Below are 23,852 nucleotides of genomic sequence, written 5' to 3' on the forward strand. Positions count from 1 at the left end.
AGGGTCATCTTGCCCTCGGTGACCGTGCCGGTCTTGTCCAGCACAACCGTGTCGACCTTGCGGGTGGACTCCAGCACCTCCGGACCCTTGATCAAGATCCCGAGCTGGGCCCCTCGCCCGGTCCCCACCAGCAACGCGGTCGGCGTGGCCAGCCCCAGCGCGCACGGGCACGCGATGATCAGCACCGCCACCGCCGCGGTGAACGCCGCCGCCACGCCGTTCCCGGTGCCCAGCCAGAAGCCCAGCGTCCCGACCGCCAGCGCGATCACGATCGGCACGAAGATCCCCGAGATGCGGTCGGCCAGCCGCTGCACCGCCGCCTTGCCGGTCTGTGCCTCCTCCACCAGCTTGGCCATCTGCGCCAGCTGCGTGTCCGCGCCCACCCGGGTGGCCCGGACGATCAGGCGGCCGCCCGCGTTCACCGTCGCCCCGGTGACCGTGTCCCCCGGCCGCACCTCCACCGGCACCGACTCGCCGGTCAGCATCGAGGCGTCCACCGCCGAGCTGCCTTCGAGGATCACCCCATCGGTGGCGATCTTCTCGCCGGGCCGCACCACGAACGTGTCACCGGCCTCGAGCTGGTCGGTGGGGATCCGGCGGCCGTCGGCCAGCTCCACCTCCTTGGCACCCAACTCCAGCAACGCCCGCAACGCCGCCCCCGCCCGCCGCTTGGAACGGGACTCGAAATACCGGCCGGCCAGAATGAACGCGGTCACCGCCGCCGCGGTTTCGAGGTAGATGTTGCCGGAGCCGTCGGTGCGCTCGATCGTGAAGGCGAACGGATGCGTCATGCCCGGCGTGCCCGCGCTGCCGAAGAACAGCGCCCACAGCGACCAGCCGAAAGCGGCCAGCGTGCCGACCGAGATCAGCGTGTCCATCGTCGCCGCGCCGTGCCGCAGGTTCGTCCAGGCCGCCTTGTGGAACGGCCAGCCCGCGTAGACCACCACCGGCGCCGCCAGCACCAGCGACAGCCACTGCCAGTTCGTGAACTGCAACGCCGGCACCATGGCCATCGCGACCACCGGCACACTCAGCACCACCGCGGTGATCAACCGCTGCCGCAACGGCCGCAGCTCATCGGCAGGCTCCTGCTCGGCCCCGGCGCCGGACTCGGCGGGCGGGGCGGGCAGCGCGGCGGTATAGCCGGCCTTCTCCACCTCGGCGATCAGCTGCTGCGGATCCACGCCATCCGGGAAGGTGACCTTCGCCTTCTCCGTCGCGTAGTTCACCGTCGCGCTCACGCCCTCGAGCTTGTTCAGCTTGCGCTCGATCCGGTTCGCGCAGGACGCGCAGGTCATGCCACCGATCGACAGCTCGACAGCCCTGCCTTCAGTCAGGGAAGACATCACATCTCCTTTCCTCGTGTCCTGCGATCAATGCGGCTGGTTGCCGTGAGAAGGGCTCGCGCTCGGCTCAGCCGTGGTTTTGGGCTGTCCGGTACCGGCCTGGGCGGTGAAGTCCGCGGTACGGACCTTGCCGTCATGCTGGAAATCCAGGAACAACCGGTAGTCGCCGCCGCTGGGCACCTCGGCGTAGAAGGTGATCTCCGGCCCCGCCTTGACACTCTCCTCCGGATGCACGTGCAGGTAGGCCAGATCACCGGCCCGCAACGCCACCAGATGCCCGTACGCCCCCAGATACGGCTGCAGGTCCGTCACCGGCTTGCCGTCCTTGCTCACGCTCAGCGTCAGCTTGCTCGCCTGGCCGGGCACGAGATCACCCGCCAACGAGACCGTGTAGCCGTCCACCTCAGCCGTACGAGTCGCCGGGGCCAGGGGCTGCGGCTTGTAGTCACCCGCCACCAGCAGATCCGCACCCAGCGTCAAGCCGCTCCCGCCAGTGGGGGCGAAGTCGGCGAAAGCCCGATAGGCACCCGGGTCATCCAGCGTCAACTTCACCGACCACACACCGTCAGCGGCCATGTCCGGGTGCACATGCTGGAAACTGGCCAGATCCCGCGACACCACGATGAAATGCAGCTTCTTGTCATGCTCGACCTGATAGTCAGTCACCGGCCTGCCATCGGGACCCGTCACGGTGAAACGGAAATCCGTGGGCTCGCCGGGCTTGACGGCGGTCAACGGGTTCAGCGTGTAACCGCTCTCGGACACTTGGAGCCCTCCAGGGGTATCGCCCTTCGCTGTTGCGGTGGCCTCCGCATGACCGCCATGACTCTCAGCGGCGGGAGTCGAATGGGTCGCCCCGTGTTCCGGCTTCGCCGGGGCGGGGCCGACCTCGCCCACCGCGTTCCCGACACCCAGAGCCCCGCCGAAAACCACGGCCAGCCCTACGACGTAGGCACCCAGCTTGGTTGCCGCGTTCATGACCGGCTCGCCACCTCGTAGCCCGCTTCCTCGACCGCGGCCACGATGTCCGCCGCCTCCACGGGGCTGTCACTCTCCACGGTCAGCAGGCCGCTCGCCAGGTCAACCTCCACCGAAGTGACCCCGGACACCTCACCGACCTCCTCCTTCACCGAACTCACGCAGTGCCCGCAGGTCATACCCGTGACGGTGTAGGTAGCGGTAGCCATATCGATCAACCCTTTCCGGTGATGTCTGTCAGGAACGAACGAGCCGCGCGATGGCGTCGGAAGCCTCTTTGACCTTCGCCTGAGCCTCCGGCCCGCCCTGGGCAGCGGCCTCGGCGACACAGTGCGCCAGATGATCCTCCAGCAGGGAGATCGCGACCGACTGCAGAGCACTGGTGGCCGCCGACACCTGCGTCAGCACGTCGATGCAGTACTTGTCGTCCTCGACCATCCGCTGCAACCCCCGCACCTGACCCTCGATCCGGCGCAGCCGCCGCAGCTGGTCCTGCTTGCTGCCGCTGTATCCGACCATGTCTCCCCCTTCCGGCTCCTTGAACGTACCATACCCCCCTACCGTATTCCAAGCCGAGCCTGAGCCCAGGCGGGCGACCAGGGCCAACCGCTGCCCCAACTATTAGTCGGCATAGTAGGTTTCCTACCCACCCCATGCACGAGCTCCGACCGAAGAAGCCCAGGCGGACACGTCATCGCAGCTCAATGCGAATTACGGTGTTTACACAATGGACTCTTGCATCTACGTAGCGGACCTATAGAGTCACGTGAAACGCACGCCCTCCCCGATGGGGTCACCTTGCACCTCATATACCCCCCGGAGGTTTTGTTGTACCACCGAACCACGGCTGCGCTGCTCTCCCTCGCGCTCCTCACGGCATGCGGATCCAGCACCGGCACGACACCCAGCGCCCCCGGCACCCAGCAGGCCAAGAGCATCACCATCGCCATCTCCTCTGACGAGGGCACGCTCACGCCGTTCACCAACCAGACCGGCTACCCGGGCAACAACCTGGTGAAGCTGCTCTTCGACACGCTGGTGATCGTGCGGGGCGACGGCGTCGCGCCGCTCCTGGCAAAAGAGATCAAGACCTCCGACAACAAGACGTTCACCCTGCCGCTCCGGCCAGGCGTCACCTGGCATGACGGCAAGCCGCTCACCTCCGACGACGTGGTGTTCAGCGTCGACTTCTACCGCAAGAACATGGAGGGTGACTCGTCGGTCGACGTCCGCCCGATCGCGAAGGTCAGCGCCAGCGGCGACGTCGTGACCATGACGCTCAAGGCGCCCGACCCCGAGTTTCCGCGCCGGATCCTGGCCGACATGGCGATCCTTCCCAAGCACCTGTGGGAGTCGGTGCAGAAGGTGAGCACGGCAGGGGTGGACAAAGCCGTCGGCAGCGGGCCGTACAAGCTGACGCAGTACGACAACGCCCGCGGCTACACCCTCACCGCCAACCCCGCCTATGCCCTGGGCAAGCCCAAAGTGGATTCGATCAAGGTGGCCGTGATCCCGGAGGAGTCCACCCAGTTCGCCGCCCTGCGCACCGGAGAGGTGCACATGTCCACGCGCATCGTGCCCCCGCAGCAGCTCGCGACGTTGGAAAGGCAGCCGGGCATCGGCGTGGTCAAGGGCACCGAGTTCGCCTCCACGCTGCTGGCGTTCAACACGACCAGACCGCCGTTCGACCGCCCCGAGGTACGCCGGGCTCTGGCCAAGGCCATCGACACGGGGGATCTGGTCAAGACGGCGCTGCTCGGCCAGGGCACCCCGGGCAACCCCGGCTTCATCCACGCGGAGTCGCCCATCAAGGGAGACCGGCTCCCGCCGATCTTCGACGCCGAGGCCGCCAAGCGGGAGCTCGACGCTCTCGGCGCCAAGCCGGGACCGGACGGGATCCGGGTGCTGGACGGCAAGCCCATGTCGTACGAGCTGCTGGTGCAGAGCGCCTCCACGGACCGGCTGCGCAGCGCCGAGCTGATCCGCGACATGCTCAAGAACGCGGGCGTCGCGGTGAAGGTCACCTCGCTCGACTCCGACTCCCTCGACGCCAAGGTCTGGCCCGACTACGACGTCCGGAAGGGCCGCAACTACGACATGTCCATGTGGGGCTGGTCCGCTCCCGTCATGCTCAGCAGCGGCACCATCGCCCAGCTTCTGGCCTCCGACCCGGACGACGGCAGCCTCAATGTCGTCGGCTTCAAGAGCCCGGCCGTCGACGAGACGATCGCCACCATGACCGCCGCGCCCACCATGGAGGCCAGAACGGAGGCCGCCAAGAAGCTCCAGGCCCAGATAGCGGAGCAGCTGCCGTTCCTCACTCTGTACTACCGCAACGGCGCCTACGCCTTCCGTAAGGACGTCTACAGCAACTGGACCTGGCAGAACGGCTCCGGCGCGCTGAACAAGTTCTCCCTCGTCGACTACCGGCTCGGATGACGGCCGTCCAGGCCGTCCGCCGCGGCTACCCCCGCTACATCGCCGGCAGGCTGGCCGAATACCTCTCGGTGCTGCTGGTCGCGCTCACGCTCAACTTCGCGCTCCCCCGGGCGCTCCCGGGTGGCCCGCTCAAGCTGTTCGGCAGCCCGGAGGCGCTGGCCAGGCTGACCGCCGACGAGCGCGCGCAGATCGCCACGCAGTACGGCTTCGGCCGGCCGCTCCCCCAGCAGTTCCTCGACTACCTGACCGGCGTGTTCACCCTGGACCTCGGCACCTCGCTGTCGGACGGCCGGCCCGTCACCCAGGCGCTGGCGGACGCGCTGCCGTGGACGCTGCTCCTGGTGGGCACCAGCACTGCGGTGACCGCCGTCCTGGGGGTGACGCTGGGCGTCGCGGGCGCCCTGCGTCGCCGCCGGGGCAAGGGCTCCGGGCTGCTCGGCGCGGCCGTGGTCGCCGATTCGGTCCCGCAGTTCTGGCTGGGCATGCTGCTGATCGTCCTGTTCGGGGTGAAGCTCCAGCTGCTGCCCACCTACGGCGTGTCCGGGCCGGAAGGGGTGACGGTCGGCGGGGTTCTGCAGCACCTGGTCCTTCCGGTGACGACGCTGACCGTCACCGGCATGGGATATCTGTTCCTCTACACCCGCTCGTCCCTGCTCACCGTCCTGACCAGCGAGCCGGTGCAGCACGCCCACGCCCGCGGAGTGCCGTACGGCAGGCTCGTGCGCAGGCACGCCCTGCGCCCGGCGCTGCTGCCCGTGCACACGATCCTCATGCTGGAGATCGGCTTCCTGGCCGCCGGGGCCATCGTGGTCGAGACCGTCTTCGCCTATCCCGGGCTCGGGCGGCTCACCTTCGACGCGATCACCGCCCGCGACTACCCGCTCATGCAGGGGGCGTTCCTGGTGCTCACCGTCATGGTGGTGCTCATGAACGCGCTGGCCGACGCGACGTACCCGCTGCTGGATCCCCGTGCCAGAACCGGAGACCGGAGATGATGTTCCTCAAGGCGCCGCGCCGGAACCTGCTCGGCGCGCAAGGAGTGATCGGCGTCGGCGTCCTCGTCGCGATCGTCGCCATCGCGGCGTACGGAGCCGTCCTGCCCGACGGTGCGGGGCGCGAGCGCGTGGCCGAGCCGTACGCACCGCCGCGGGCAGGCTTGCCGCTGGGTTCCGACGATCTCGGCCGGGACCTGCTCGACCAGCTCATCGTGGGCGCCGGCACGTCCCTGGGCCTGGCGTTCATCGTCGCCGTCTGCACCACGCTGCTGGCCGCGATCATCGGCGGCGCCGCCGGGATCGGCCCGCGCTGGTTGTCGGTCTCGCTGATGCGCGGCGCGGACGTCCTGCTGATCCTGCCCGAGCTGATCCTCTACATCCTGGCGGCCGCGTTCCTCGGTCAGTCCTTCGGCATACGGGCGGCGATCCTGGCGCTCATCCTGTGGCCGGTCCCCGCCCGCGTGCTCCGAGCCGGGGTGCTCACCGCCTGGTCCCGCGGCCATCTGGAGGTGTCGCGGGCCATGGGCGCACCGGCCTGGTGGTTGCTGGCCCGGCACGGCACGTACCTCATCGGGCCGCTGCTCATCCCGGTCTTCGTCCGCACCGCGAAGGTCGCCATCATCTACGACGCCACCCTGTCCTTCCTCGGCCTCGGCGACCCGACCTCGCCGAGCTGGGGCACCACGCTCTACTGGGTGCAGACCAACGGCGTCTTCCTGTCCGACGCCTGGCTGTGGTGGGCGCTGCCGCCCGGCGCCGCCATCACGCTCACAGTGCTCTCCCTCGCCCTGATCGGCGTCGCGGTGGAGGAACGGCTCAACCCTGCCCTGCGGGAGGCTGCTCGATGACCTTGAAAGTACGTGACCTGACCGTCCGGTACGGCGGCCTGGCCGCGGTCTCGCACGTCAACCTCGACATCGCCGACGGCGAGATCCTGGCGCTGGTCGGCGAGAGCGGCTGCGGCAAGACCTCGCTGGCCCGCACCCTGCTCGGCCTGCTCCCCTCCACGTCACAGGCCGGCGGGTCCGCGTTGCTGGGCGAACACGAACTGGTCGGACGGACCGACTGGACAGGTGTGCGTGGCACCCGCGTCGCCACCGTGCCGCAGGGCGCGATGACCGGACTCAGCCCCGTGCATCGCATCGGCGCCCAGCTCGCCGAGATGCTCACCCTGCACGGCGGCACGGCCCAGCCCGCCGACCTGCTCGACCGCGTCGGGCTCCAGGGGACGATGCTCAGGTCATATCCGCACGAGCTGTCCGGCGGGCAACGCCAGCGGGTGGCCATCGCGCTCGCCCTGGCCGGCGAGCCGGACCTGCTGGTCGCGGACGAACCCACCACCGGGCTGGACGCCGTCACCCAGCGGCAGGTCCTCGCCCTCCTGGCCGGGCTCCGCACCAGCATGCTGATCGTCTCGCACGACCTGGCCGGGCTGCTGCCGTACGCCGACCGCGTCGCCATCATGTACGCGGGCCGCCTCGCCGAAGTCCGCCCGGCTCGCGCGCTGTCCCCGGCCTCCGCCCACCCCTACACGGCGGGACTGCTCGGCGCGACCCCCGTCGCCGACCGCGAGATCGCCTGGGGCAGCATCCCCGGATCCGCGCCCGCCCTGGGGCACATCGCGGCCGGCTGCGCGTTCGCGGCCCGCTGCCCGCTCGCCGTCGACCGTTGCCGCGAGGAGACGCCGCTCTTGGTCGCACGCGGAGAGGCGCAGGTCGCCTGCCACCGTCACGACGAGCCGGACCACCCCTCCTACCCGAACGTGCCCCGCGTCGACAGCCCGTCGGGGAGCACCGTGGTCAGCGCGTCAGGCATCCGGCACACCTACCGGGCCCGCTCACGTGTCGTGGACGCGCTGCGCGACGTCGACCTCGAGATCAGCGCGGGCGAGATCGTCGGCCTCGTGGGCGAGAGCGGATCGGGCAAGAGCACGCTCGCCCGGATTCTGCTCGGTCTCATCAAACCGACCGCCGGTCGCGTGACGCTCGAAGGCCGGGAGCTGACGGCCGGCCGTGCACTGCGCCGCCTGCGACGACGGATCGGCTTCGTCCACCAGGACCCCTACGATTCGCTCCATCCTGGCATGCGGGTGGCGGCACTGGTGGCCGAGCCGATGGCGGTGGCCGGAGTGCCCCGGGGCGAGCGGCTCGGCCGCGTCCGGGAATCGCTGACCGCCGCCGGGCTGCCGGACGATTCCGAGTTCCTCGCCCGCTTCCCCGGCCAGCTGTCCGGCGGCCAGCGCCAGCGGGTGTCCATCGCCCGAGCTCTCGCCGGCAGCCCCGCGCTGCTCATCGCGGACGAGGCCACTTCCATGCTGGACGTCTCCACCCGCGCGGGGATCGCCACCACGCTGCGATCCCTGGCCGTCGAACGCGGCCTCGCCGTCCTGCTCGTCACCCACGACCTGGGCGAGGCCGTCCAGTCGTGCGACCGCATCCTGGTCCTCCAGGCAGGCCGGGTCGTCGAGCACGGCCCGGCCGACGACCTGGCCCGATCCCCGTCCCACGCCTATACGACCCAGCTCCTCCAGGCTGCCACATGAGTTGTCCGGGCCGGTTGACGAACGACAGCCGCACCCTCTCCCGGACCGCACCGGGTAAATGTCGGCGAGCCGTAGCCCTTCCGGTCGCCGGCCCCGGGAAGTGGACGGTGAGGTCGTCGGTTACGACCGGCTCGTGCCCCAGGAGTGGTCGTCCGGCCCTGGAAACCATATACCCGTTAGGGGTATCATCCTCTACTATGGCGATACGTAGTGCGGTTGTGCAGTGATGGATGTATTTTCGCGACTGGAGTCGTTCGGGGACCGCTTCCGGCTTGAACGTGGCCTGACGCCGCACGACGGCTGGATCGCATGCGACCGGCTGCTCGACTCCTCATCGGACGAACTCTCCCGTGTGCTCGAAGCCGAGCGGGTGGCCAGCGGCCAGAAGTCGGATCACGCCACCGCACTGACCGTCATGGCCGTGTACGCGGGCACCGTGACCGCGTCCGCGCTGCTGGCATGGGCGCTCGACCGGGTGGTCGTGGACATGCGACCGCGCAACGTCGCCATCCGGCTCTCCGAGCACCACGGGTTCGAGGCGGTCGCGCTACGCGAGCCGAACGCCGTGGAGGCGCCTGTCGACACGCTTGTCTCCTGGGTGCTCGACGAGCATCTCCTCCCGCTCGCGCACGCCATGCACACGCGCACCCGGGCGGGCCTACGCCAGCTCCATGGCGGAGTGGCGCACGGGTGCGCGGCGGCATTCTGCATCGCAAGCCGGCTCGGCGGCGACGTCGATCGGCTGCACCGAGCCTACGAGGAGTTCCTCGCCGCCTCCACCGGCGGCCTGGAAAAGCTCGGCGAAGTGATCAGGCTGCGAGAGGGCGATCGCGAAGGGCTGTTCTACCTACGCAACACGTGCTGCCTCTACTACACCTCCGACGAAGCGGTGAAATGCTCCAGCTGCTGCCTGGACAGTGCCGAGGACCGCGTGACCGCCTACCGCCAGGTCCTCGCGAACGGAGTGGTCCCCCACTGAGCCGCACAGCGCGCGACCCGAACGACTCCGGGGTCCGGCCACCGCCCCACTCCCCCGCCTCATCGGCCAAGCGTCTGCTTGGCCCGCGGACCCGTCATGGCTCCCCGGCGGCGCGGGACCTGGAGACCAGGCCGGCCCCGATGCGCTGGTAGAACCGCTGTGCCGCCACGTCGGTCTCGGCGACCTCCCAGCGGATCACCTTGCCGTCCGAGGCTGTCGATCCGTCGCGCGACGGATCGACACCATGGTCAATTCCCTTCTCAGCCGGTGGGCGGGATGTGGCGCAGCCGGAGGAGCGCGAGGATCGCCGCGCCGCCCGCGATGACCGCCGCGACGACGGCCGCCACGTTGAGCCCGCCCGCGAAGGCCTCACGAGCGGGGGCGAGGACCTGCGCGGCGAGCTCGCCCGGCAACCCCCGTGCCGCCGAGACCGCGCCGTCGAGGCTGTCGCTGCCGGCCGCGACGGCTTCCGGCGGCAGGCCGCCGGGCAGTTCGCCACTGATCCGGCTACGGTAGACGGCGGCGCCGATGCTGCCGATGACGGCGATGCCGAGCGAGATGCCCAGGTCGCTGCAGGTTGTCGCGAGCCCGGAGGCCGCGCCCGCCTTCTGCGGCGGCACAGAGCCCACGACGAGGTTGGTGGTCAGCGCCATGGACGGCGCGACCGCCGGATAGAGCACCATGAAGCCCGCGACCAGCAGCGGCAGTCCGCCGACGGCGCCGACCTGGGTGAGCATCAGGTAGCCGATCACTTGTACGACCAGTCCGGCCGCGATGAGATACCCCGGGCGGACCCGCCGTACCAGGATCGGGGAGACCGTCGAGACCAGCACCAGCAGGGCCGCCCCCGGCAGCACCCACAGCCCCGCCTGTAGCGGGGAGAGCCCCTCCACCAGCTGCAGGTACTGCGTGACCAGCAGGTACACGCCGCCGAGCGCGATCGCGGCCAGCAGGAAGACGCCCAGCGCACCGCTGACCGCGCGGTGGGCGAACAGCCGCACATCCAGCAGCGGCTCCGGCAGCCGCAGCTGGCGCAGCACGAACCACCCTCCGAACGCCAGCCCGACCACGATGCTCACCAGCGCCGTCGCGAGAGTGCCGGCCTTGCCCAGCTCCTTGACGCCGTAGACGACGGGCAGCAGAGTCGCCAGCGACAGCGCCACGCTGAACAGATCGGGCCGGCCCGCCGCCGGGTTGCGGTTGTCGGGCAGCAGCAGGAGGGCGCCGATCGCCACCACCACCATGACCGGCACGGCCACCAGGAACGCCGCACGCCAGGAGTACGTCTCCAGCAGCGCCCCGCCGAGCACGGGTCCGAGGCCGGTGCCCACCGAGATGCCGCCCGACCACACGCCGACGGCGACTCCCCGCTGCCGCGCGTCGGCGAACGTGGCGAAGATCAGGCCCAGGGTGGCGGGCATCTGGGTGGCGGCCGCGACGCCCAGGACGGCTCGCCACAGGATCAGCAGAGCGGGGTCGGAGGTGTTCGCGGCGGCCAGCGAGACCAGGGCGAAGACGACCGCGCCTGCGATCAGCAATCGGCGATGACCGATCCTGTCGCCCAGCGTGCCCATGGTGACCAGCAGCCCGGCCATCAGGAACCCGTATATGTCGATGATCCACAAAGACTGGGTGCTGGTCGGCCGGAGCTCCGCGGCCAGCTGGGGAATGGCCAGGAACAGGATGGTGAGCATCATGAACAGCAACATGGCGGGCAGGACCAGCACCACCAGCCCGAGCCACTGCTTGAGACCGGCACGCCGGCCGTCGTCGATATCCGCGGAAGACATGAACGTGTTCCTTCGGTGAATGTTCTGGGAGCGAGCCGTCCGGCCCGCTCCAGGGCCGACGACGGGCTTGCGGGCGCGGGCACTCGTGTGCCGCACCGGCCGACATCGTCATGACCCGCAAGGGAATGGACACCCCAACGTTAGGAAGGCCCAGGCGGCCGCCGAATCAGTGAAATCGCCGGTCTCAGGCGGATCGCTCGGCGAGGACCAGCCGCATGAGCTCGGCCCGCGAGGTGATGCCGGCCTTCTGGAAGACCTTGCGCAGGTGGTAGTCCACGGTGCGCGGGCTGAGGAACAGCTGCCCGGCGATCTCCCGGTTGGTCAGCCCCTCCCCGACGGCCAGCGTGATGCGCAGCTCCTGTGGGGTGAGCGTGCTCAGCGTGTCCCCCTCGGGCGCGCGGGTCCGGGCCGACTCCCCGGTGGCGCGCAGCTCGCCCAGCGCGCGCTCGGCCCAGGTGAGGGCGCCGATGCGGTGGAAGGTCTCCGCCGCCGCGCGCAGGTGTTCCCGAGCCTCGGAACGTCGCCGCTCGCGCCGCAGTTGCTCGCCGAACAGCAGTTCCGTCCGGGCGTGCTCCAGCGGAGCGTCCGACCTGGCATGCAGCCGCAGGCTCTCGGCGTAGTGGACCTCGGCGCCGCCGTCGGTGTGGACCAGCGCCTGGCAGCGGGCCGTGAGCGCGCCCAGGTCCGGCGAGGCGATGCGTTCGGTCCACCGCGCGTAGCGGGCCGTGGCCGCGGCGGCCCGATCTCGCTCGCCGGCGCGGACCAGGGCCTCGACGAGGTCGGGGACGATGGCCATGACGAGATCCGGGGGCGCGTCGGCGTCCCAGGAACCGACCGCCCCGAAGTGCCGTACGGCCTCGCGATGCCTGCCCGCGACCAGCTCGATGAGCCCGAGCGCCCGCCTGGCGTAGAACATGGCGTCGGCCAGGTCGCGGTCGCTCGCCTCGGCCAGCACGCCGGAGGCCAGCTCACCGGCGTCAGCCCGGCCCCGGATGGCCGCGGACAGCGCGAGCAGCCCTCGGTTGCGGCATGCCGTGTTCGGCTGACCGACCTCGGCGGCGAACTGGCAGCCCTCCTCGGCGTGGGCCTCGGCGAGCCCCAGCCTGCCGCGCGAGATCTCATCGGCCGCCTGGTACTCGAGGTTCCACGCGAGCGCGCCGAGGGCGCCGCTGTTGCGTGCCAGTTGCCCGGCGTTGCGGAACAGGCGCCCGCTCAGCTCATGGTCGCCGAGCGCGCGGGTGATCGACCCGGCCAGGGTCATCGTGATCGGATCGGTGAGCGATTCGATCATCGCGCGGTCGCGTACGGCCGGTCCTGGATCGCGGCCTGTTCGTGCCCGGCCGGCGTTCCGAAGGAGCAGGAGCATCGCGTCCTCCGGGTCGTCCGAGTCGTCCGGGGCCGGCCCGATCTCGTCGAGCCAGCCGGCGAGGTCGGCCCAGGCCTGTGGCCGGTTGGCGCGGACACCGAGGTTGCCGTACATCGCGACGGTCGGGGCGAAGCGGCGCCGGTCGATCCGCAGGACGCGTGGGATCCAGGGCTTGATCAGGTCCATCGCGTCATCGGGCGAGCCGGCGAACTCGGCCACGATGGCTCGCATGACGGCCACGGAGATCCGGTCCGCCTCCTCCAGGGAGGGCTCGCGCTCGGCCTGATCGAGCAGCTCGGCAGCCGCGGCGGTGAACCCGCCCTGGGCGGCGGCGTGCGCGGCGGTCCACAGCCGCCGTCCCCTGCGCGGGCCGTCGACCGTGAGCTCGGCCGCCCGCGACAGCGAGGCCATGGCCGCGGCCGGGCCCCCGCGCAGGGCCGCCTGTTCGGCCGAGCGCTCGAGCTGGTCGGCGGCGTGCTCGTCGTGCCCGACGGCGGCCTGCCCGAGGTGCCAGGCATGGCGGTGCTGGTCGGCCGGGGTGTCGAAGGCCGCGGCGAAGGCGCGGTGGATCGCGACGCGCCGGTTGCCCGTGGCGCTGTGGTAGACCGCTGATCGGATCAGCGGATGCCGGAACGCCAGCCGCGGCCCGTCGTAGGTCAGCAGCTCGTCGAGCTCGGCGCGGTGCAGCAGGTCGGCGGCGATCCCCATCGAGGTGGCCGCCTTCTCGATGGTCTCGACGCTGCCCGAGCCGTCGGCGGCGATCAGCTGGAGCAGCGGCAGTGATTCGACGTGCCGCGCCCGGATCCTGGCCAGGAACGACCGCTGCAGCCGGTCGGTCATGGCCGGAGGCTCCGGTGTCCCCTCCGGCGGGATCCTCCTTCCGGCAAGCTCGAGCAGGGCCAGGGGATTTCCCCCGGTGATCGCCAGCAGACGGTCCTGCTCACCCTCGCTGAGGCGCCGCCCGCCCGCGCGCCCGGCGAGCAGCGCTCTGCCCGCTTCGGGTTCGAGGCCCGCGAGCGGGATGCGGCGCAGGTCGGGCAGCTCGGTGCTGTGGCCCTCGTCGGCACGCGCGGCCAGCGCCACCGCGATGGGCTCGTCGTCCAGCCGCCGGGCGACGAACGCCAGGGTCTTCAGCGTCGGCCGATCGGCCCAGTGCGCGTCGTCGACGACGCACAACACCGGCTTCTCCCCGGCCGCCAGGGACAGCAGCGACAGGGTCGACAGACCCACCAGGAACGGATCGGGTGGCGTGCCGTGCGCGCGCCCGAACAGGACGCGCAGAGCCTGCGCCTGCGGGTCCGGCAGCTCGTGGGCCCGCCCGAGCAGGGGGAGCAGGAGCTGGTGCAACGTCGCGTACGCGAGATCGGCCTCCGGCTCGACGCCCACCGCGCGGAGCACCCGGAACCCCTCGGCCCGCTCCGTGGCGTGTGACAGCAGCGCGGTCTTCCCGATCCCCGGCTCGCCGTGGAGGATCGCTCCGCCGCCGCGTCCCTCGGCGGCGTGCCGCAGCAACGACTCAAGCAGCTCGCTCTCGTCGTCTCTCCCCAGCACACGCCGAGCATAGAAAGCACCGGCACCTGTGACAAAGCGAGCCCGCCGCTCCAGCCCGGCCGCCGTGATCAGTTACCCGTGGTCAACACCATGCGGAAGCGGGCCCGGCCGGAGAGCATCTTCTGGAACGCCGCACCGGCCTCCTCCAGCGGGACCTCCTCGGTCCACGCCCGGACGCCGTTCCGGGCGGCGAACCTCATGGTGTCCTGGGTGTCGACCGCGATGCCGGAAGCGTGCCCGTGCACCCGCTTGGCCGCGCCCACGAGTTGCAGGGGCGTGATGTCCAGCCGCTCCATGTCGACGCCGACGATGATGAGCTCGCCGCGGCGGCCCAGCCCGTCGATCGTCTGGGACATCGCAGCGGCGTTGGTCACCGTCGCCAGCACGACCTTGGCTCCCCCCTGGGCCTGCAGCGCGTCGGCCATGTTCTCGGCGGCGGTGTCGATGTAGTGGGCCGCGCCGAGCTTGTGGGCCAGCGACGCCTTCTCGGGGCCGCGGGCCATCGCGATGGTGTCGAAGCCCATCTTCGCGGCGAACTGGACGCCCAGGTGCCCCAGGCCGCCCAGACCGAGGATCGCCACGGTGTCACCGGAGCGCGCGGAGCTGCGCCGCAGCGCGTTGTACACGGTCACGCCGGCGCAGGCCAGGGGCGCCGCCTCCACCGCCGTGAGCTCGTCCGGGACCGCGGCCAGGGCGACGGCCGGCACCACGACGGAGTCGGCGAACCCTCCGGCGTACGCGACACCCGGCACCTGAAGCTCGGGACAGAGGATGCCGTCGCCCTCCCTGCAGGCGTCGCAGTGGCCGCAGCTGCCGCCGTACCAGCCGACCGCCACGCGATCACCGACGGACCAGCCGGCGACGTCGGCGCCGATCGTGTCGATGCGTCCCGCGATCTCGTGACCCGGCGTGACGGGGTACGTGGTGCCCGGGATGTGTCCGGCGATGATCAGCGCGTCGGAGTGGCACACCCCGCACGCCTCGACGGTGACCCGTACCTGGCCCGGGCCCGGCTCCTGGGTGTCCACCCGGACCAGAGACATGTCCCCGCCGGGCTCGGCGACCTGTACGGCACGGTGCGTGGCAGAAGAAGACATGCCGTCTCCTCTTCTTACGGAAGCAGCGGCCCCGCGGCGAGGCCCTTCCCGCGCCCCCTTTCCTGTCCATCGGCCGTCGAACCTGGTCAGAGCGGGTTTGCCAGGCTTTGAGGACGAGGAGGGGGCCGTCGTGTACGGTGAAGGCCCAGCGGTCCGGAGCGGCCGTGACGCGCTGGTAGACGTTCTGGCGAGACTGCGCAGGTCCCGCATGGTCCGCGGTGGCGGGCCTCCTCCATGGAAGGGTTCGCGTACGGGCCCCCAGGGTGACGATTCCGGCTGGACGGATTGTCGATCATTGACCGCTCTCCTCACGATCCGTCCAGACGGATGCTGATATTTCAGGAATGTGGGCCACCATGACGGGCGTGAATCTCAACGGCCGCAAATTCGTGATGGTGAGCTCGACCGCGAGCGCAGTCGACCCGGACAGCCCGACGGAGTTCCTGTACCAGGAGTCCGACGGGGTGGTGTGGGGCAGCTACTCCGGCGACACCGTGACCCATGGGCGTTTCGTGGGCATGCGTGACGACGCCCAGGTGGCGATCTCGTACGCGCACGCGCTGAAGGCCGGCGGGAAGGCGGGCGGCCAGAGCAGCAGCCGCATCGAGAAGGGGGACGACGGGCTGCTGCGCCTGGTGGAGGAGTTCAGCTTCGACGGGGACGACACGGTGCACGTGAGCGTGTGCAGGGAGGTCGGCTGATCACTCAGTCGTCCTTGCGGAGGGCGGCGCGGCCCTCGGCGGCGCCGACGAAGCGCATCTTGCCGAGCGGCACGCCGCCCTGCGCCCCCTCCTGGACGGGCCGCCGCGCCGGACGGGCCCGGTCGCGATCACGGTCGCGGTCGCTGGGCAGCACGTACGGCCGCTTCAGCACCTCGTCCAGGATGAACACGGTCTCGGTCGCCTTGACCGCCGGGATGTTGGCCAGCCGGTCGGTCACCATGGTGTGCACGGCGGCCACGTCGGACACGCGCACCTGGATCATGGCGTCGTGCTGCCCGGTGGTGATCGCGCAGTACTCCACCTCCGGCATCCGGGCCAGCTCGGCCCTGAACTGCTTCCACATCTGCTGGCGTACGGTCACGAAGATCAGGGCGGTGATGCCGAGCCCGGCCCGCACGTGGTCGATCTCGGCGGTGAAACGCTTGATCGCGCCGTCGGCGCGCAGCGCCTCGAAGCGCGTGTAGGCGTTCGCGCGGGAGATGCCCACCCGTTCGGCCAGCGCGGCCACCGAGATCCTGCCGTTCTCGCGCAGGACCTCGAGGATCTTCATGTGGATGTCGTCAAGCTCGAGACCGATGCCGATCCGTCCAGGCTGACCGCCGCCGCCGACACCATTTCTGGAAATTTCACTCATCATTACCTCACTGACCTTTATATACGTCTCACCGACCGCACAGTGCCTGGACGTTCTGCCGCACAATCCTCGACATCTTCCTGCCGAACGTCCAAATCTTGGAGGACCCATCATGGCGACCCGCTCGCAGACGGCGGCTGTGCTGCTCGCCGGTGCACTCGCCCTGGCCGCCTGCGGTAGCGGCGGCGGCTCCCAGACTCCCGCCGCGTCCGGCGGTGGGGGCAAGACCCTCGTCATCGACACGTCCTTCGACCTCAAGACGGCCGACCCGGGCCGCACGTACGAGCCGACGGGCCTGATCGTCGGCAAGGCCGTCTACGAGACGCTGCTGACGTTCGACGGCGCCGACGTGACCAAGCCGGTGCCCGCGCTCGCGGAGTCGTACGAGCTGAGCAAGGACGGCAAGATCCTGACGCTCAAGCTCAAGAAGGGCGCCACGTTCGCGGACGGATCGCCGTTGACTGCGGACGACGTGGTGTTCTCGCTGACGCGCGTGCGGGACATGAAGGGCACGCCGTCGTTCCTGCTGGACGGCGTCGAGGTCGCCAAGACCGACGACTCGACGATCACGCTGACGTCGAAGGCGGCCAACCCGGCGCTGCCGTACATCCTGCCGAACCCGGCCCTCGGCATCCTCAACAGCAAGGTCGCCAAGGAGCACGGCGCCACCACGGACGCCCAGGACAAGGCCGAGCAGTACCTGAACTCGGCCTCGGCGGGCTCCGGCCCGTACCAGATCGAGTCGTTCAACGTGAGCAGCCAGGTCACGCTCAAGGCGAACCCCAAGTACTACGGCACCAAGCCCGCCTACGACAAGGTCGTCATCCGCAACGTCGAGGCCGCCACGCAGAAGCTGAACGTCCAGCGCGGCGACAGCCAGATCGCCCTCAACCTGTCGGGCGACCAGGTCACCGGCATGCCCGCGACCCTGCAGGTCAAGAAGACCGCCTCGGCGAACGTCATCTTCCTGCTGGCCAACCAGGACTCCGCGATCAGCAAGACGACGACGAACCCCAAGTTCGTGGAGGCGGTCCGCAAGGGCGTCGACTACGCGGGGCTGCTGGAGCTGGCCGGCGAGGGCTCGGCGCAGGCGCCGGGTGTCATCCCGTCGCAGCTGCTCGGCGCGCTGCCCGCCGACCAGGCGGCCAAGCGGGACGTCGAGGGCGCCAAGGCGGCGCTGGCCGCCAGCGGCGTGTCGAACCCGACCGTCAAGCTGGAGTACCCGAGCGAGCTGACCGTCAACGGCCTGTCCTTCCAGCCTCTGGCCGAGCGCATCCAGGCCAACCTCAAGGAGGTCGGCATCACCGTCGACCTGCAGCCCGCGCCGGTCACCACGGCCCTGGACAACTACCGCAACGGCAAGGAGGAGATGGGCCTGTGGTACTGGGGCCCGGACTACCCCGACCCGAGCGACTATCTGGCGTTCCTGCCGGGCAAGACGGTGGGTCTGCGGGCCGGCTGGAAGGCGGGCGCGGCCAAGGAGATCGAGGCCGCCGGTGACAAGGCCGCCACGGCGATCGGCGACGACGCCCGCAAGGCCGCCTACGTGGACGTGCAGACCAAGCTGAACGCCTCCGGCCCGTTCGTCCCGCTGATCCAGCCCAGCCAGAACATCGTGACGGCGGCGTCGGTGACCGGCCTCGAGTACCACCCGGTGTGGACGGTGGACGTGGCCGACCTCGGCGTGAAGTAAGGGAGCCTCGCAGGTGTCCGACATCCCGGGCGAACCCCGCCGGAGCCGGGCGAGAGGGGTCCATCCGCTCGTCCGCTTCCTGATCCGGCGCATCCTGCTCGCGGTCCTGATGGCCTGGGGCATCACGCTCGTCACGTTCGTCCTGACGAACCTGGTGCCCGGCGATCCCGTGGCCGCGAACCTCGGCCAGCGGGCGCTGGGCGATCCGGCGATCGTGGCCCAGTGGCGGGCCGAGCACGGCCTGGACAAGCCCCTCTGGGAGCAGTACGCGCTCCACCTCCAGGGCCTGGTCCACGGCGACCTCGGCACCAGCCAGCAGAGTCACCGGCCGGTCAGCCAGGACCTGGCCGAGTTCGTCCCGGCGACGCTGGAGCTGGCCGGGGCGGCGATCCTGGTGTCGCTGGTGCTGGGCGTGGCGTTCGGCGTGATCGCCGCGCTGCGCCGGGACCGGCTGTCGGACCACGCGCTGCGCGTGCTGAGCCTCATCGGCATCTCGGTCCCGACGTTCTGGCTGGCGCTGGTGGCGTTCTACGTGTTCTTCTACCGGCTGCAGCTCACCCCGGGCAGCGGCCGGGTGGACGTGGCGCTCAACGGCGCGGTCCCGGCCGTGACCGGGCTGCAGACCGTGGACGCGCTGGTGGCGGGCCGGTGGGACGTGTTCTCCTCCGCGGTCGGGCACCTCGTGACGCCCGCGCTGGTCCTGGCGCTCTACACGATCGGCCTGCTCACCCGCTTCACGCGCTCGGCGGTGCTGGAGGTGCTGGGGCAGGACTACGTGCGCGCCGCCAGGGCCAAGGGCCTGCCCGGCCGGGTGATCCTCTTCCGGTACGTGCTGCGTTCGGCCCTGGTGCCCATCATCACCGTGGCGGGCCTGGCGTTCGGCAGCCTGCTGTCCGGCACCGTGCTGGTCGAGGCGATCTTCGCCTGGCCCGGCGTCGGGCAGTACGCGTACAAGAGCGCCACCACCCTCGACCTGCCCGCCGTCATGGGCGTCGGCCTGGTCGTCGGCGTCGTCTACCTGGTCATCAACCTGATCGTGGACGTCCTGTACGGCGTCATCGATCCCCGAGTGAGGCTGCAATGAGACGGCGGGACCCTCTGGCCCGCAGGGGCCTGCTTGCCCGGCTGCCCGAGGCGTGGCGGCAGCCGCTGGCCGTGGTCGGCGCCGTGCTGGCGGTGGCCTGGCTGGTCATCGCGCTGGCCGCCCCCGTGCTGGCGCCGCACGACCCCCTCGCCCAGGACCTGCCGCGGCTCGCGCCGCCGGGGCCCGGGCACTGGTTCGGCACCGACCAGCTCGGCCGCGACATCCTGAGCCGCGTCATGTACGGGGCCCGGGTGTCGATCCCGCTGACGTTGCTGCTGGTCGTGCTGTCGGTGCTGATCGGCGGGCTGCTCGGCGCCTGTGCCGGGTACTTCGGCCGGTGGGTGGACGAGACGATCATGCGGCTGGCGGACCTGGTGTTCGCGTTCCCGACCGTGATCCTGGCCATGGTGGTGGCCGCCGCGCTGGGCGCCAGCCTGACGAACGCGGTGCTGGCCGTGCTGGTCGTGGCCTGGCCCGCGTACGCCCGCGTCACCCGGGGGCTGGTGCTGGGGGTGCGCGAGCGGGAGTTCGTGCTGAGCGGGCGGCTGCTGGGCTTCTCGGTGTGGCGGTCGCTGCGCGTGGACGTGCTGCCGAACGTGACCGGCCCCATCCTCGTGCTCGCGACGCTGGACATCGGCACCGCGCTGCTGCTGCTGTCCGGGCTGTCGTTCCTGGGCCTCGGGGCCAAGCCGCCGTCCCCCGAGTGGGGGGCGATGGTGGCCTCGGGCGTGGAGGTGTTCGACAGCTGGTGGGTGGCGACCTTCCCGGGGCTGGCGATCCTGACGGTGGTGCTAGCGTTCAACTTCCTCGGCGACACCCTGCGGGACGCGCTCGACCCCCGTACGGCCCGCGCGATCAAGGAGCGTGCGCTGTGACGACGCTGGACATCACCGACCTGAAGATGTCGATCGGCGGCAAGGAGATCCTGCGCGGCGTCGATCTCGCGCTGGAGCCCGGCCGGGTGCACGGGCTGGCCGGGGAGAGCGGCTCGGGCAAGACGATGACGGGCCTGGCCGTGCTCGGGCTGCTGCCGCACGGCGCCCGCGTGACGGGCGCGATCCGGCTCGGCGAGCGCGACCTGCTCACCCTGCCGCCCAAGGAGCTGAACCGGGTGCGCGGCGGCGAGGTCGCCATGGTGTTCCAGGACCCGGCGACCAGCCTGCATCCCATGCTGACCATCGGCAAGCAGCTCACCGAGCACATGCGCCACCACCTGGGGCTGGACAAGCGCGAGGCGCGGGCCCGGGCGGTGGAGCTGCTGGGCAAGGTACGCATCCCGGGCGCCGAGGAGGCGTACGGGCGCTATCCGCACCAGTTCTCCGGCGGGATGCGCCAGCGCATCGCCATCGCCATCGCGCTGGCCTGCTCCCCCAAGGTGCTGATCGCCGACGAGCCGACCACCGCGCTCGACGTGACCGTGCAGGCCGGCGTGCTGCGACTGCTGCGCGGGCTCTGCGACGAGCTGGGGCTGGCGGTGCTGCTGGTCACCCACGACCTCGGGGTGATGTCCGCGGTGGCGGACGAGGTGAGCGTGATGAAGGACGGCCTCGTCGTGGAGTCGGGGCCGCGCGGGCGGGTGCTGCGGGAGCCCGAGCACGCCTACACGCGTTCCCTGCTGGAGTCCCTACCCGACGCGGAGGCGCAATGACTCTGTTGGCCATCGACGACCTGGTCGTCGAGCACCGCTCCCCCGGGCGTCCCGCCGTGCGGGCCGTGGCGGGGGCCAGCCTGGCGGTCAACCCCGGCGAGGTCGTCGGGCTGGTCGGCGAGTCCGGGTGCGGCAAGTCGACGCTGGCCCGTGCCGTCTGCGGGCTGAACCCGATCACCGCGGGCTCGATCGCGTTCGACGGGCAGCCGGTCACGCCGCTCGGCCTGCGGCGCAGGAAGCTGACCGGGATCCAGATGGTCTTCCAGGACCCGTACGCCTCCCTCAACCCCCGGCGGCGGGTCGGCGACCAGATCGCCGACGGGCTGCGCACCTCGCAGGACACCGCCACCTCCCCCGCCGACCTGCTGGAACGCGTCGGCCTGCCGCGGGACTTCGCCGGCCGGCACCCGCACGAGTTCTCCGGCGGGCAGCGGCAGCGCATCGCCATCGCCAGGGCGCTCGCGGCCCGGCCCCGGCTGCTGATCGGCGACGAGCCCATCTCGGCGCTGGACGCCTCGGCGCAGTCGCAGGTGGCCAGGCTGATGCGGGACCTGGCGGTGGACTCGGGCGCGGGGCTGCTGTTCATCAGCCACGACCTGTCCGTGGTGCGGCTGATCGCCGACCGGATCGCCGTCATGTACCTCGGCAAGATCGTCGAGGTGGGCGACACGGCCGAGGTGTGGGCGGACCCGAAGCACCCGTACACGAAGGCGCTGCTCCAGGCCATCCCCAAACCGGACGGGATGGGGGTGCTGCCCGCAGAGCTGGCCGGTGACGTGCCGGACCCGGCGAACCCGCCGGGAGGGTGCCGGTTCAACCCGCGGTGCCCGTCCGTGATGGACGTGTGCCGCGTGAAGGAACCGGAGTTCGGGCCGGTCGCCTGCTGGCTGCACGAGCCGAAGTGACCCCCGTCCCCGGGCCGCGGGCCGCCGCGGCGCGGCTGGCGGCGGTGCGGGCGGCCATGGACGAGGCCGGGGTGGAGGCCCTCGTGCTGCGGCCCTCGCCGGACGCCCGCTTCCTCGGGAGCCTTCTTGGGGACCGTCAGGGCGCGTACCTGGTGGTCACGCAGGACGTGGTGGCCGAGACCGGCGATCCGGCCGGGGTGGTGCCCGCGGGGGCGCGCCGGGTCGGGGTGGATCCGGAGATGCGGGTGCGGGAGCTGTTCGGGCTGGCGATCGAGGCCGAGCTCGTGCCCGCCTCCTCGGTGCTGTGGCCGCTGCGGCTGCGCAAGGAGCCGTACGAGGTCGAGGCCGTCGGCCGCGCGGTGGCGGCGGCGGAAGGGGTGCTGGGGCAGGCGCTGGAGCTGGCCTGGTTCGGGGCGACCGAGCGGGCGATGGCCTACCGGCTGCGGGTGCTGCTGGCCGAGTCGGGGTGCGAGGAGCTGCTGTCACTGCGGGTGGCGGCCGGGGAGCACACGGCCCTCCCCGCGCACGTGCCCGGGGAGCGCGTGATCAACCCCGGGGACGCGCTGGCCGTGGCGGTGTGCGGGCGGTGGGGCGGCTACTGCGCCGAGGTGTCCAGGGTGTTCGCCGTGGCGGAGCCGCCGGACGACTTCGAGGCGATGTACTCGGTGGTGCTGGCCGCCCACCGGGCCGGGCTCGCGGCCGTGCGGCCCGGCGTGCCGGTGGACGAGGTGGCCAGGGCCGTGGGCGAGGTGATCGACGGCAGCGGGTACGGGCGCTTCGCGGCGGCGCACGTGGGCCGGGGCGTCGGGCTGGGGCATGACGAGGGGCCGTGGCCGGGCGAGGACGCCGTGTTCGAGCCGGGGATGGTGTTCTGCCTGGAGCCCGCCATCTACGTGCCCGAACTGTTCGGGGCCCGGGTCGCGGACGTGGTGGTGTGCGCGGACGACGGGCCGGTGCCGCTGGGCGCGTACCCGCACACCCTGCACGTCCTCGACCGCTAAGGCAGCGTGACGGCCTCGGCCAGCCTGCGGGCCTCGTCGGCCCATCCCGCCAGGAACATCAGCGCCTCGCCCCGCTCCCTGAACCGGCGGGCCGCGTCCACGGGCGTGGCGCCGCCGTAGTCGAGCTGCGCCTCCCCCGCCCGGGCCAGCATCAGCGGGGTCAGGAAGTCGTACTTGACCGCCGACGCGCACACCGCCAGCCGCACCAGCCGCTCGTCACCGCGCCAGCCGGAATCCCGCAGCCCCCGCACGTACGCCCCGTGGACGGCCGCGTCGAGCGCGGGCAGCAGAGCGGCCGGCAGGAACAGGTCGAACACGCTGTCCGGGATGTGGTTGCCGACGTCCTCGCCCAGCGCGCCGTCACCCGCGAACGCCCAGTCCACCAGCACGCTCTCCCCGTCGCGGTCGATCACGTTGCTCGGCCACACGTCGAGGTGGCACAGCGCCCTCGGCAGCGACTCCAGGACGGCCAGGAACTCCTCCCGGTCCCGGTGCAGCCGCACCAGCTCCCCGCGCAGCCCGGGCGGGAAGTTCTCGGCGACCAGGGGGTGCCGCCAGGCCGCGTCGTCCTCCAGCAGCTCGTACGGGACCGGTTTCGAGCCCAGGTAGTCGCGCAGGAACGACCGGCTCGACCACGGCCGCTCCACCCGGCCCGCCGCCCCCTGGGCCAGGCCGAGCTGGCGCCCGAAGAGCGTGTGACGCCCGAGGTCCCAGGTGGTGCCGGGCCGCCCGGCCACGTCCTCGGTCCACAGCGCGAGGTCGCCGTCGTCGCGTTCGACCAGCTCCAGCAGCTTCGGCGCGGCCACCCCCGAGCCCGCCCACAGCCCCGGCAGGCCGTCGGCGTAGACGTCGGCCTCCCTGCGCCAGTAGTTCCAGTGGCGCGGATCGTCGGAGTGCCCCCACCCCGCGCCGCCTTCCTTGCGGCGGGTCAGCACCTTGAGCACCGCCGACCTCGACCCCCTGCGCACCCGCCAGATGCCGCCGGTCACCGCGTTCAGCGGGTTGTGCGTGAGCGGCTCGACGACGGCGTCGGCGCCGCCGAGCACCCGCGCGATCTCATCTTCCACTCACGTCACCCTAGC

General features: G+C 71.3%; 21 protein-coding genes. 12 read left to right on the forward strand and 9 right to left on the reverse strand.

Going from position 1 to position 23,852, the window contains the following annotated elements; translation table 11 throughout:
* The 4 genes from AB0J87_RS38875 to AB0J87_RS38890 form a co-directional block, all read right to left on the reverse strand.
* The coding region (locus AB0J87_RS38875) for a heavy metal translocating P-type ATPase (protein ID WP_363974093.1) at window positions 1-1,346 on the reverse strand (1,346 nt) is incomplete at its 3' end.
* Window positions 1,347-1,373: 27 nt separating this feature from the next.
* Window positions 1,374-2,324: a hypothetical protein gene (locus AB0J87_RS38880; protein ID WP_363974096.1), complete on the reverse strand. Its 951-nt coding sequence runs from the start codon at window positions 2,322-2,324 to the stop codon at window positions 1,374-1,376.
* The gene (locus AB0J87_RS38885) at window positions 2,321-2,533 is read right to left on the reverse strand and encodes a copper ion binding protein (RefSeq protein ID WP_355195316.1); all 213 of its coding nucleotides are present in this window, start codon (window positions 2,531-2,533) and stop codon (window positions 2,321-2,323) included. Before AB0J87_RS38885 ends, AB0J87_RS38880 begins: the two co-directional genes overlap by 4 nt.
* A gap of 28 nt (window positions 2,534-2,561) precedes the next feature.
* Window positions 2,562-2,843 carry a metal-sensitive transcriptional regulator gene (locus AB0J87_RS38890; protein WP_355195314.1) on the reverse strand — a complete coding sequence of 94 codons (282 nt, stop codon included), beginning with the start codon at window positions 2,841-2,843 and terminating at the stop codon, window positions 2,562-2,564.
* A 309-nt stretch (window positions 2,844-3,152) separates the two neighbouring features.
* Between AB0J87_RS38890 and AB0J87_RS38895 the strand changes: the two genes are divergently transcribed.
* From AB0J87_RS38895 to AB0J87_RS38915, 5 genes are all read left to right on the forward strand, one after another.
* A complete protein-coding gene (locus tag AB0J87_RS38895) occupies window positions 3,153-4,763 on the forward strand; it encodes an ABC transporter substrate-binding protein (RefSeq protein ID WP_363974099.1) in 1,611 nt (536 codons plus the stop codon).
* Window positions 4,760-5,758, forward strand: coding sequence for an ABC transporter permease (locus tag AB0J87_RS38900; protein WP_350727961.1), 999 nt, complete (start codon window positions 4,760-4,762; stop codon window positions 5,756-5,758). The genes AB0J87_RS38895 and AB0J87_RS38900 overlap by 4 nt, the downstream gene beginning before the upstream one ends.
* Entirely contained in the window at window positions 5,755-6,606 is an 852-nt protein-coding gene (locus tag AB0J87_RS38905; RefSeq protein ID WP_363974102.1) for an ABC transporter permease, read from the forward strand. Before AB0J87_RS38900 ends, AB0J87_RS38905 begins: the two co-directional genes overlap by 4 nt.
* Window positions 6,603-8,300, forward strand: coding sequence for an ABC transporter ATP-binding protein (locus AB0J87_RS38910; RefSeq protein WP_363974105.1), 1,698 nt, complete (start codon window positions 6,603-6,605; stop codon window positions 8,298-8,300). Before AB0J87_RS38905 ends, AB0J87_RS38910 begins: the two co-directional genes overlap by 4 nt.
* A gap of 226 nt (window positions 8,301-8,526) precedes the next feature.
* Window positions 8,527-9,279: a (2Fe-2S)-binding protein gene (locus tag AB0J87_RS38915; protein ID WP_363974108.1), complete on the forward strand. Its 753-nt coding sequence runs from the start codon at window positions 8,527-8,529 to the stop codon at window positions 9,277-9,279.
* 260 nt (window positions 9,280-9,539) lie between these two features.
* On the opposite strand, the gene AB0J87_RS38920 is transcribed toward AB0J87_RS38915, so the two are convergent.
* From AB0J87_RS38920 to AB0J87_RS38930, 3 genes are all read right to left on the reverse strand, one after another.
* Window positions 9,540-11,069, reverse strand: a complete 1,530-nt coding sequence (locus AB0J87_RS38920; protein WP_363974111.1) for an MFS transporter — start codon at window positions 11,067-11,069, stop codon at window positions 9,540-9,542.
* A gap of 184 nt (window positions 11,070-11,253) precedes the next feature.
* Window positions 11,254-13,986 (reverse strand): AAA family ATPase, encoded by a 2,733-nt coding sequence (locus tag AB0J87_RS38925; RefSeq protein ID WP_363974114.1) that lies wholly within the window; start codon window positions 13,984-13,986, stop codon window positions 11,254-11,256.
* A gap of 68 nt (window positions 13,987-14,054) precedes the next feature.
* Window positions 14,055-15,083, reverse strand: a complete 1,029-nt coding sequence (locus AB0J87_RS38930; protein ID WP_363974117.1) for an alcohol dehydrogenase catalytic domain-containing protein — start codon at window positions 15,081-15,083, stop codon at window positions 14,055-14,057.
* Window positions 15,084-15,439: 356 nt separating this feature from the next.
* On the opposite strand from AB0J87_RS38930, the gene AB0J87_RS38935 reads away from it, so the two are divergent.
* Window positions 15,440-15,784, forward strand: a complete 345-nt coding sequence (locus AB0J87_RS38935; RefSeq protein ID WP_350727953.1) for a hypothetical protein — start codon at window positions 15,440-15,442, stop codon at window positions 15,782-15,784.
* A gap of 4 nt (window positions 15,785-15,788) precedes the next feature.
* Here the strand turns inward: AB0J87_RS38935 and AB0J87_RS38940 are convergent, their stop codons facing one another.
* Entirely contained in the window at window positions 15,789-16,442 is a 654-nt protein-coding gene (locus AB0J87_RS38940) for an Lrp/AsnC family transcriptional regulator (protein ID WP_363974119.1), read from the reverse strand.
* Window positions 16,443-16,551: 109 nt separating this feature from the next.
* Between AB0J87_RS38940 and AB0J87_RS38945 the strand changes: the two genes are divergently transcribed.
* From AB0J87_RS38945 to AB0J87_RS38970, 6 genes are read left to right on the forward strand one after another with little or no spacing between them, the layout of a single operon-like run.
* Window positions 16,552-18,132, forward strand: a complete 1,581-nt coding sequence (locus AB0J87_RS38945; protein WP_363974122.1) for an ABC transporter substrate-binding protein — start codon at window positions 16,552-16,554, stop codon at window positions 18,130-18,132.
* A gap of 13 nt (window positions 18,133-18,145) precedes the next feature.
* Window positions 18,146-19,216, forward strand: coding sequence for an ABC transporter permease (locus AB0J87_RS38950; protein WP_363974125.1), 1,071 nt, complete (start codon window positions 18,146-18,148; stop codon window positions 19,214-19,216).
* Window positions 19,213-20,091 carry an ABC transporter permease gene (locus AB0J87_RS38955; protein ID WP_350727950.1) on the forward strand — a complete coding sequence of 293 codons (879 nt, stop codon included), beginning with the start codon at window positions 19,213-19,215 and terminating at the stop codon, window positions 20,089-20,091. The genes AB0J87_RS38950 and AB0J87_RS38955 overlap by 4 nt, the downstream gene beginning before the upstream one ends.
* Entirely contained in the window at window positions 20,088-20,864 is a 777-nt protein-coding gene (locus tag AB0J87_RS38960; protein WP_350727949.1) for an ABC transporter ATP-binding protein, read from the forward strand. The genes AB0J87_RS38955 and AB0J87_RS38960 overlap by 4 nt, the downstream gene beginning before the upstream one ends.
* Window positions 20,861-21,769: an ABC transporter ATP-binding protein gene (locus AB0J87_RS38965; protein ID WP_350727948.1), complete on the forward strand. Its 909-nt coding sequence runs from the start codon at window positions 20,861-20,863 to the stop codon at window positions 21,767-21,769. Before AB0J87_RS38960 ends, AB0J87_RS38965 begins: the two co-directional genes overlap by 4 nt.
* Entirely contained in the window at window positions 21,766-22,770 is a 1,005-nt protein-coding gene (locus AB0J87_RS38970; RefSeq protein ID WP_363974130.1) for a Xaa-Pro peptidase family protein, read from the forward strand. Before AB0J87_RS38965 ends, AB0J87_RS38970 begins: the two co-directional genes overlap by 4 nt.
* Here the strand turns inward: AB0J87_RS38970 and AB0J87_RS38975 are convergent.
* Complete coding sequence (locus AB0J87_RS38975; RefSeq protein ID WP_363974133.1) at window positions 22,767-23,837, reverse strand: hypothetical protein; 1,071 nt, start codon at window positions 23,835-23,837, stop codon at window positions 22,767-22,769. The genes AB0J87_RS38970 and AB0J87_RS38975 overlap by 4 nt on opposite strands.
* Window positions 23,838-23,852 lie beyond the last annotated feature (15 nt).

The organism is Nonomuraea sp. NPDC049625, from assembly GCF_040675285.1.
GTDB classification, from domain to species: domain Bacteria; phylum Actinomycetota; class Actinomycetes; order Streptosporangiales; family Streptosporangiaceae; genus Nonomuraea; species Nonomuraea angiospora_A.

Bases quoted from the DNA above. Each gene is read 5' to 3' on its own strand.
- AB0J87_RS38890 (WP_355195314.1), bottom strand. From the start codon at position 2,843: ATGGTCGGATACAGCGGCAGCAAGCAGGACCAGCTGCGGCGGCTGCGC.
- AB0J87_RS38930 (WP_363974117.1), bottom strand. From the start codon at position 15,083: ATGTCTTCTTCTGCCACGCACCGTGCCGTACAGGTCGCCGAGCCCGGC.
- AB0J87_RS38900 (WP_350727961.1), top strand. From the start codon at position 4,760: ATGACGGCCGTCCAGGCCGTCCGCCGCGGCTACCCCCGCTACATCGCC.
- AB0J87_RS38965 (WP_350727948.1), top strand. From the start codon at position 20,861: ATGACTCTGTTGGCCATCGACGACCTGGTCGTCGAGCACCGCTCCCCC.
- AB0J87_RS38940 (WP_363974119.1), bottom strand. From the start codon at position 16,442: ATGATGAGTGAAATTTCCAGAAATGGTGTCGGCGGCGGCGGTCAGCCT.
- AB0J87_RS38920 (WP_363974111.1), bottom strand. From the start codon at position 11,069: ATGTCTTCCGCGGATATCGACGACGGCCGGCGTGCCGGTCTCAAGCAG.
- AB0J87_RS38905 (WP_363974102.1), top strand. From the start codon at position 5,755: ATGATGTTCCTCAAGGCGCCGCGCCGGAACCTGCTCGGCGCGCAAGGA.
- AB0J87_RS38955 (WP_350727950.1), top strand. From the start codon at position 19,213: ATGAGACGGCGGGACCCTCTGGCCCGCAGGGGCCTGCTTGCCCGGCTG.
- AB0J87_RS38885 (WP_355195316.1), bottom strand. From the start codon at position 2,533: ATGGCTACCGCTACCTACACCGTCACGGGTATGACCTGCGGGCACTGC.
- AB0J87_RS38880 (WP_363974096.1), bottom strand. From the start codon at position 2,324: ATGAACGCGGCAACCAAGCTGGGTGCCTACGTCGTAGGGCTGGCCGTG.
- AB0J87_RS38935 (WP_350727953.1), top strand. From the start codon at position 15,440: ATGACGGGCGTGAATCTCAACGGCCGCAAATTCGTGATGGTGAGCTCG.
- AB0J87_RS38910 (WP_363974105.1), top strand. From the start codon at position 6,603: ATGACCTTGAAAGTACGTGACCTGACCGTCCGGTACGGCGGCCTGGCC.
- AB0J87_RS38945 (WP_363974122.1), top strand. From the start codon at position 16,552: ATGGCGACCCGCTCGCAGACGGCGGCTGTGCTGCTCGCCGGTGCACTC.
- AB0J87_RS38915 (WP_363974108.1), top strand. From the start codon at position 8,527: ATGGATGTATTTTCGCGACTGGAGTCGTTCGGGGACCGCTTCCGGCTT.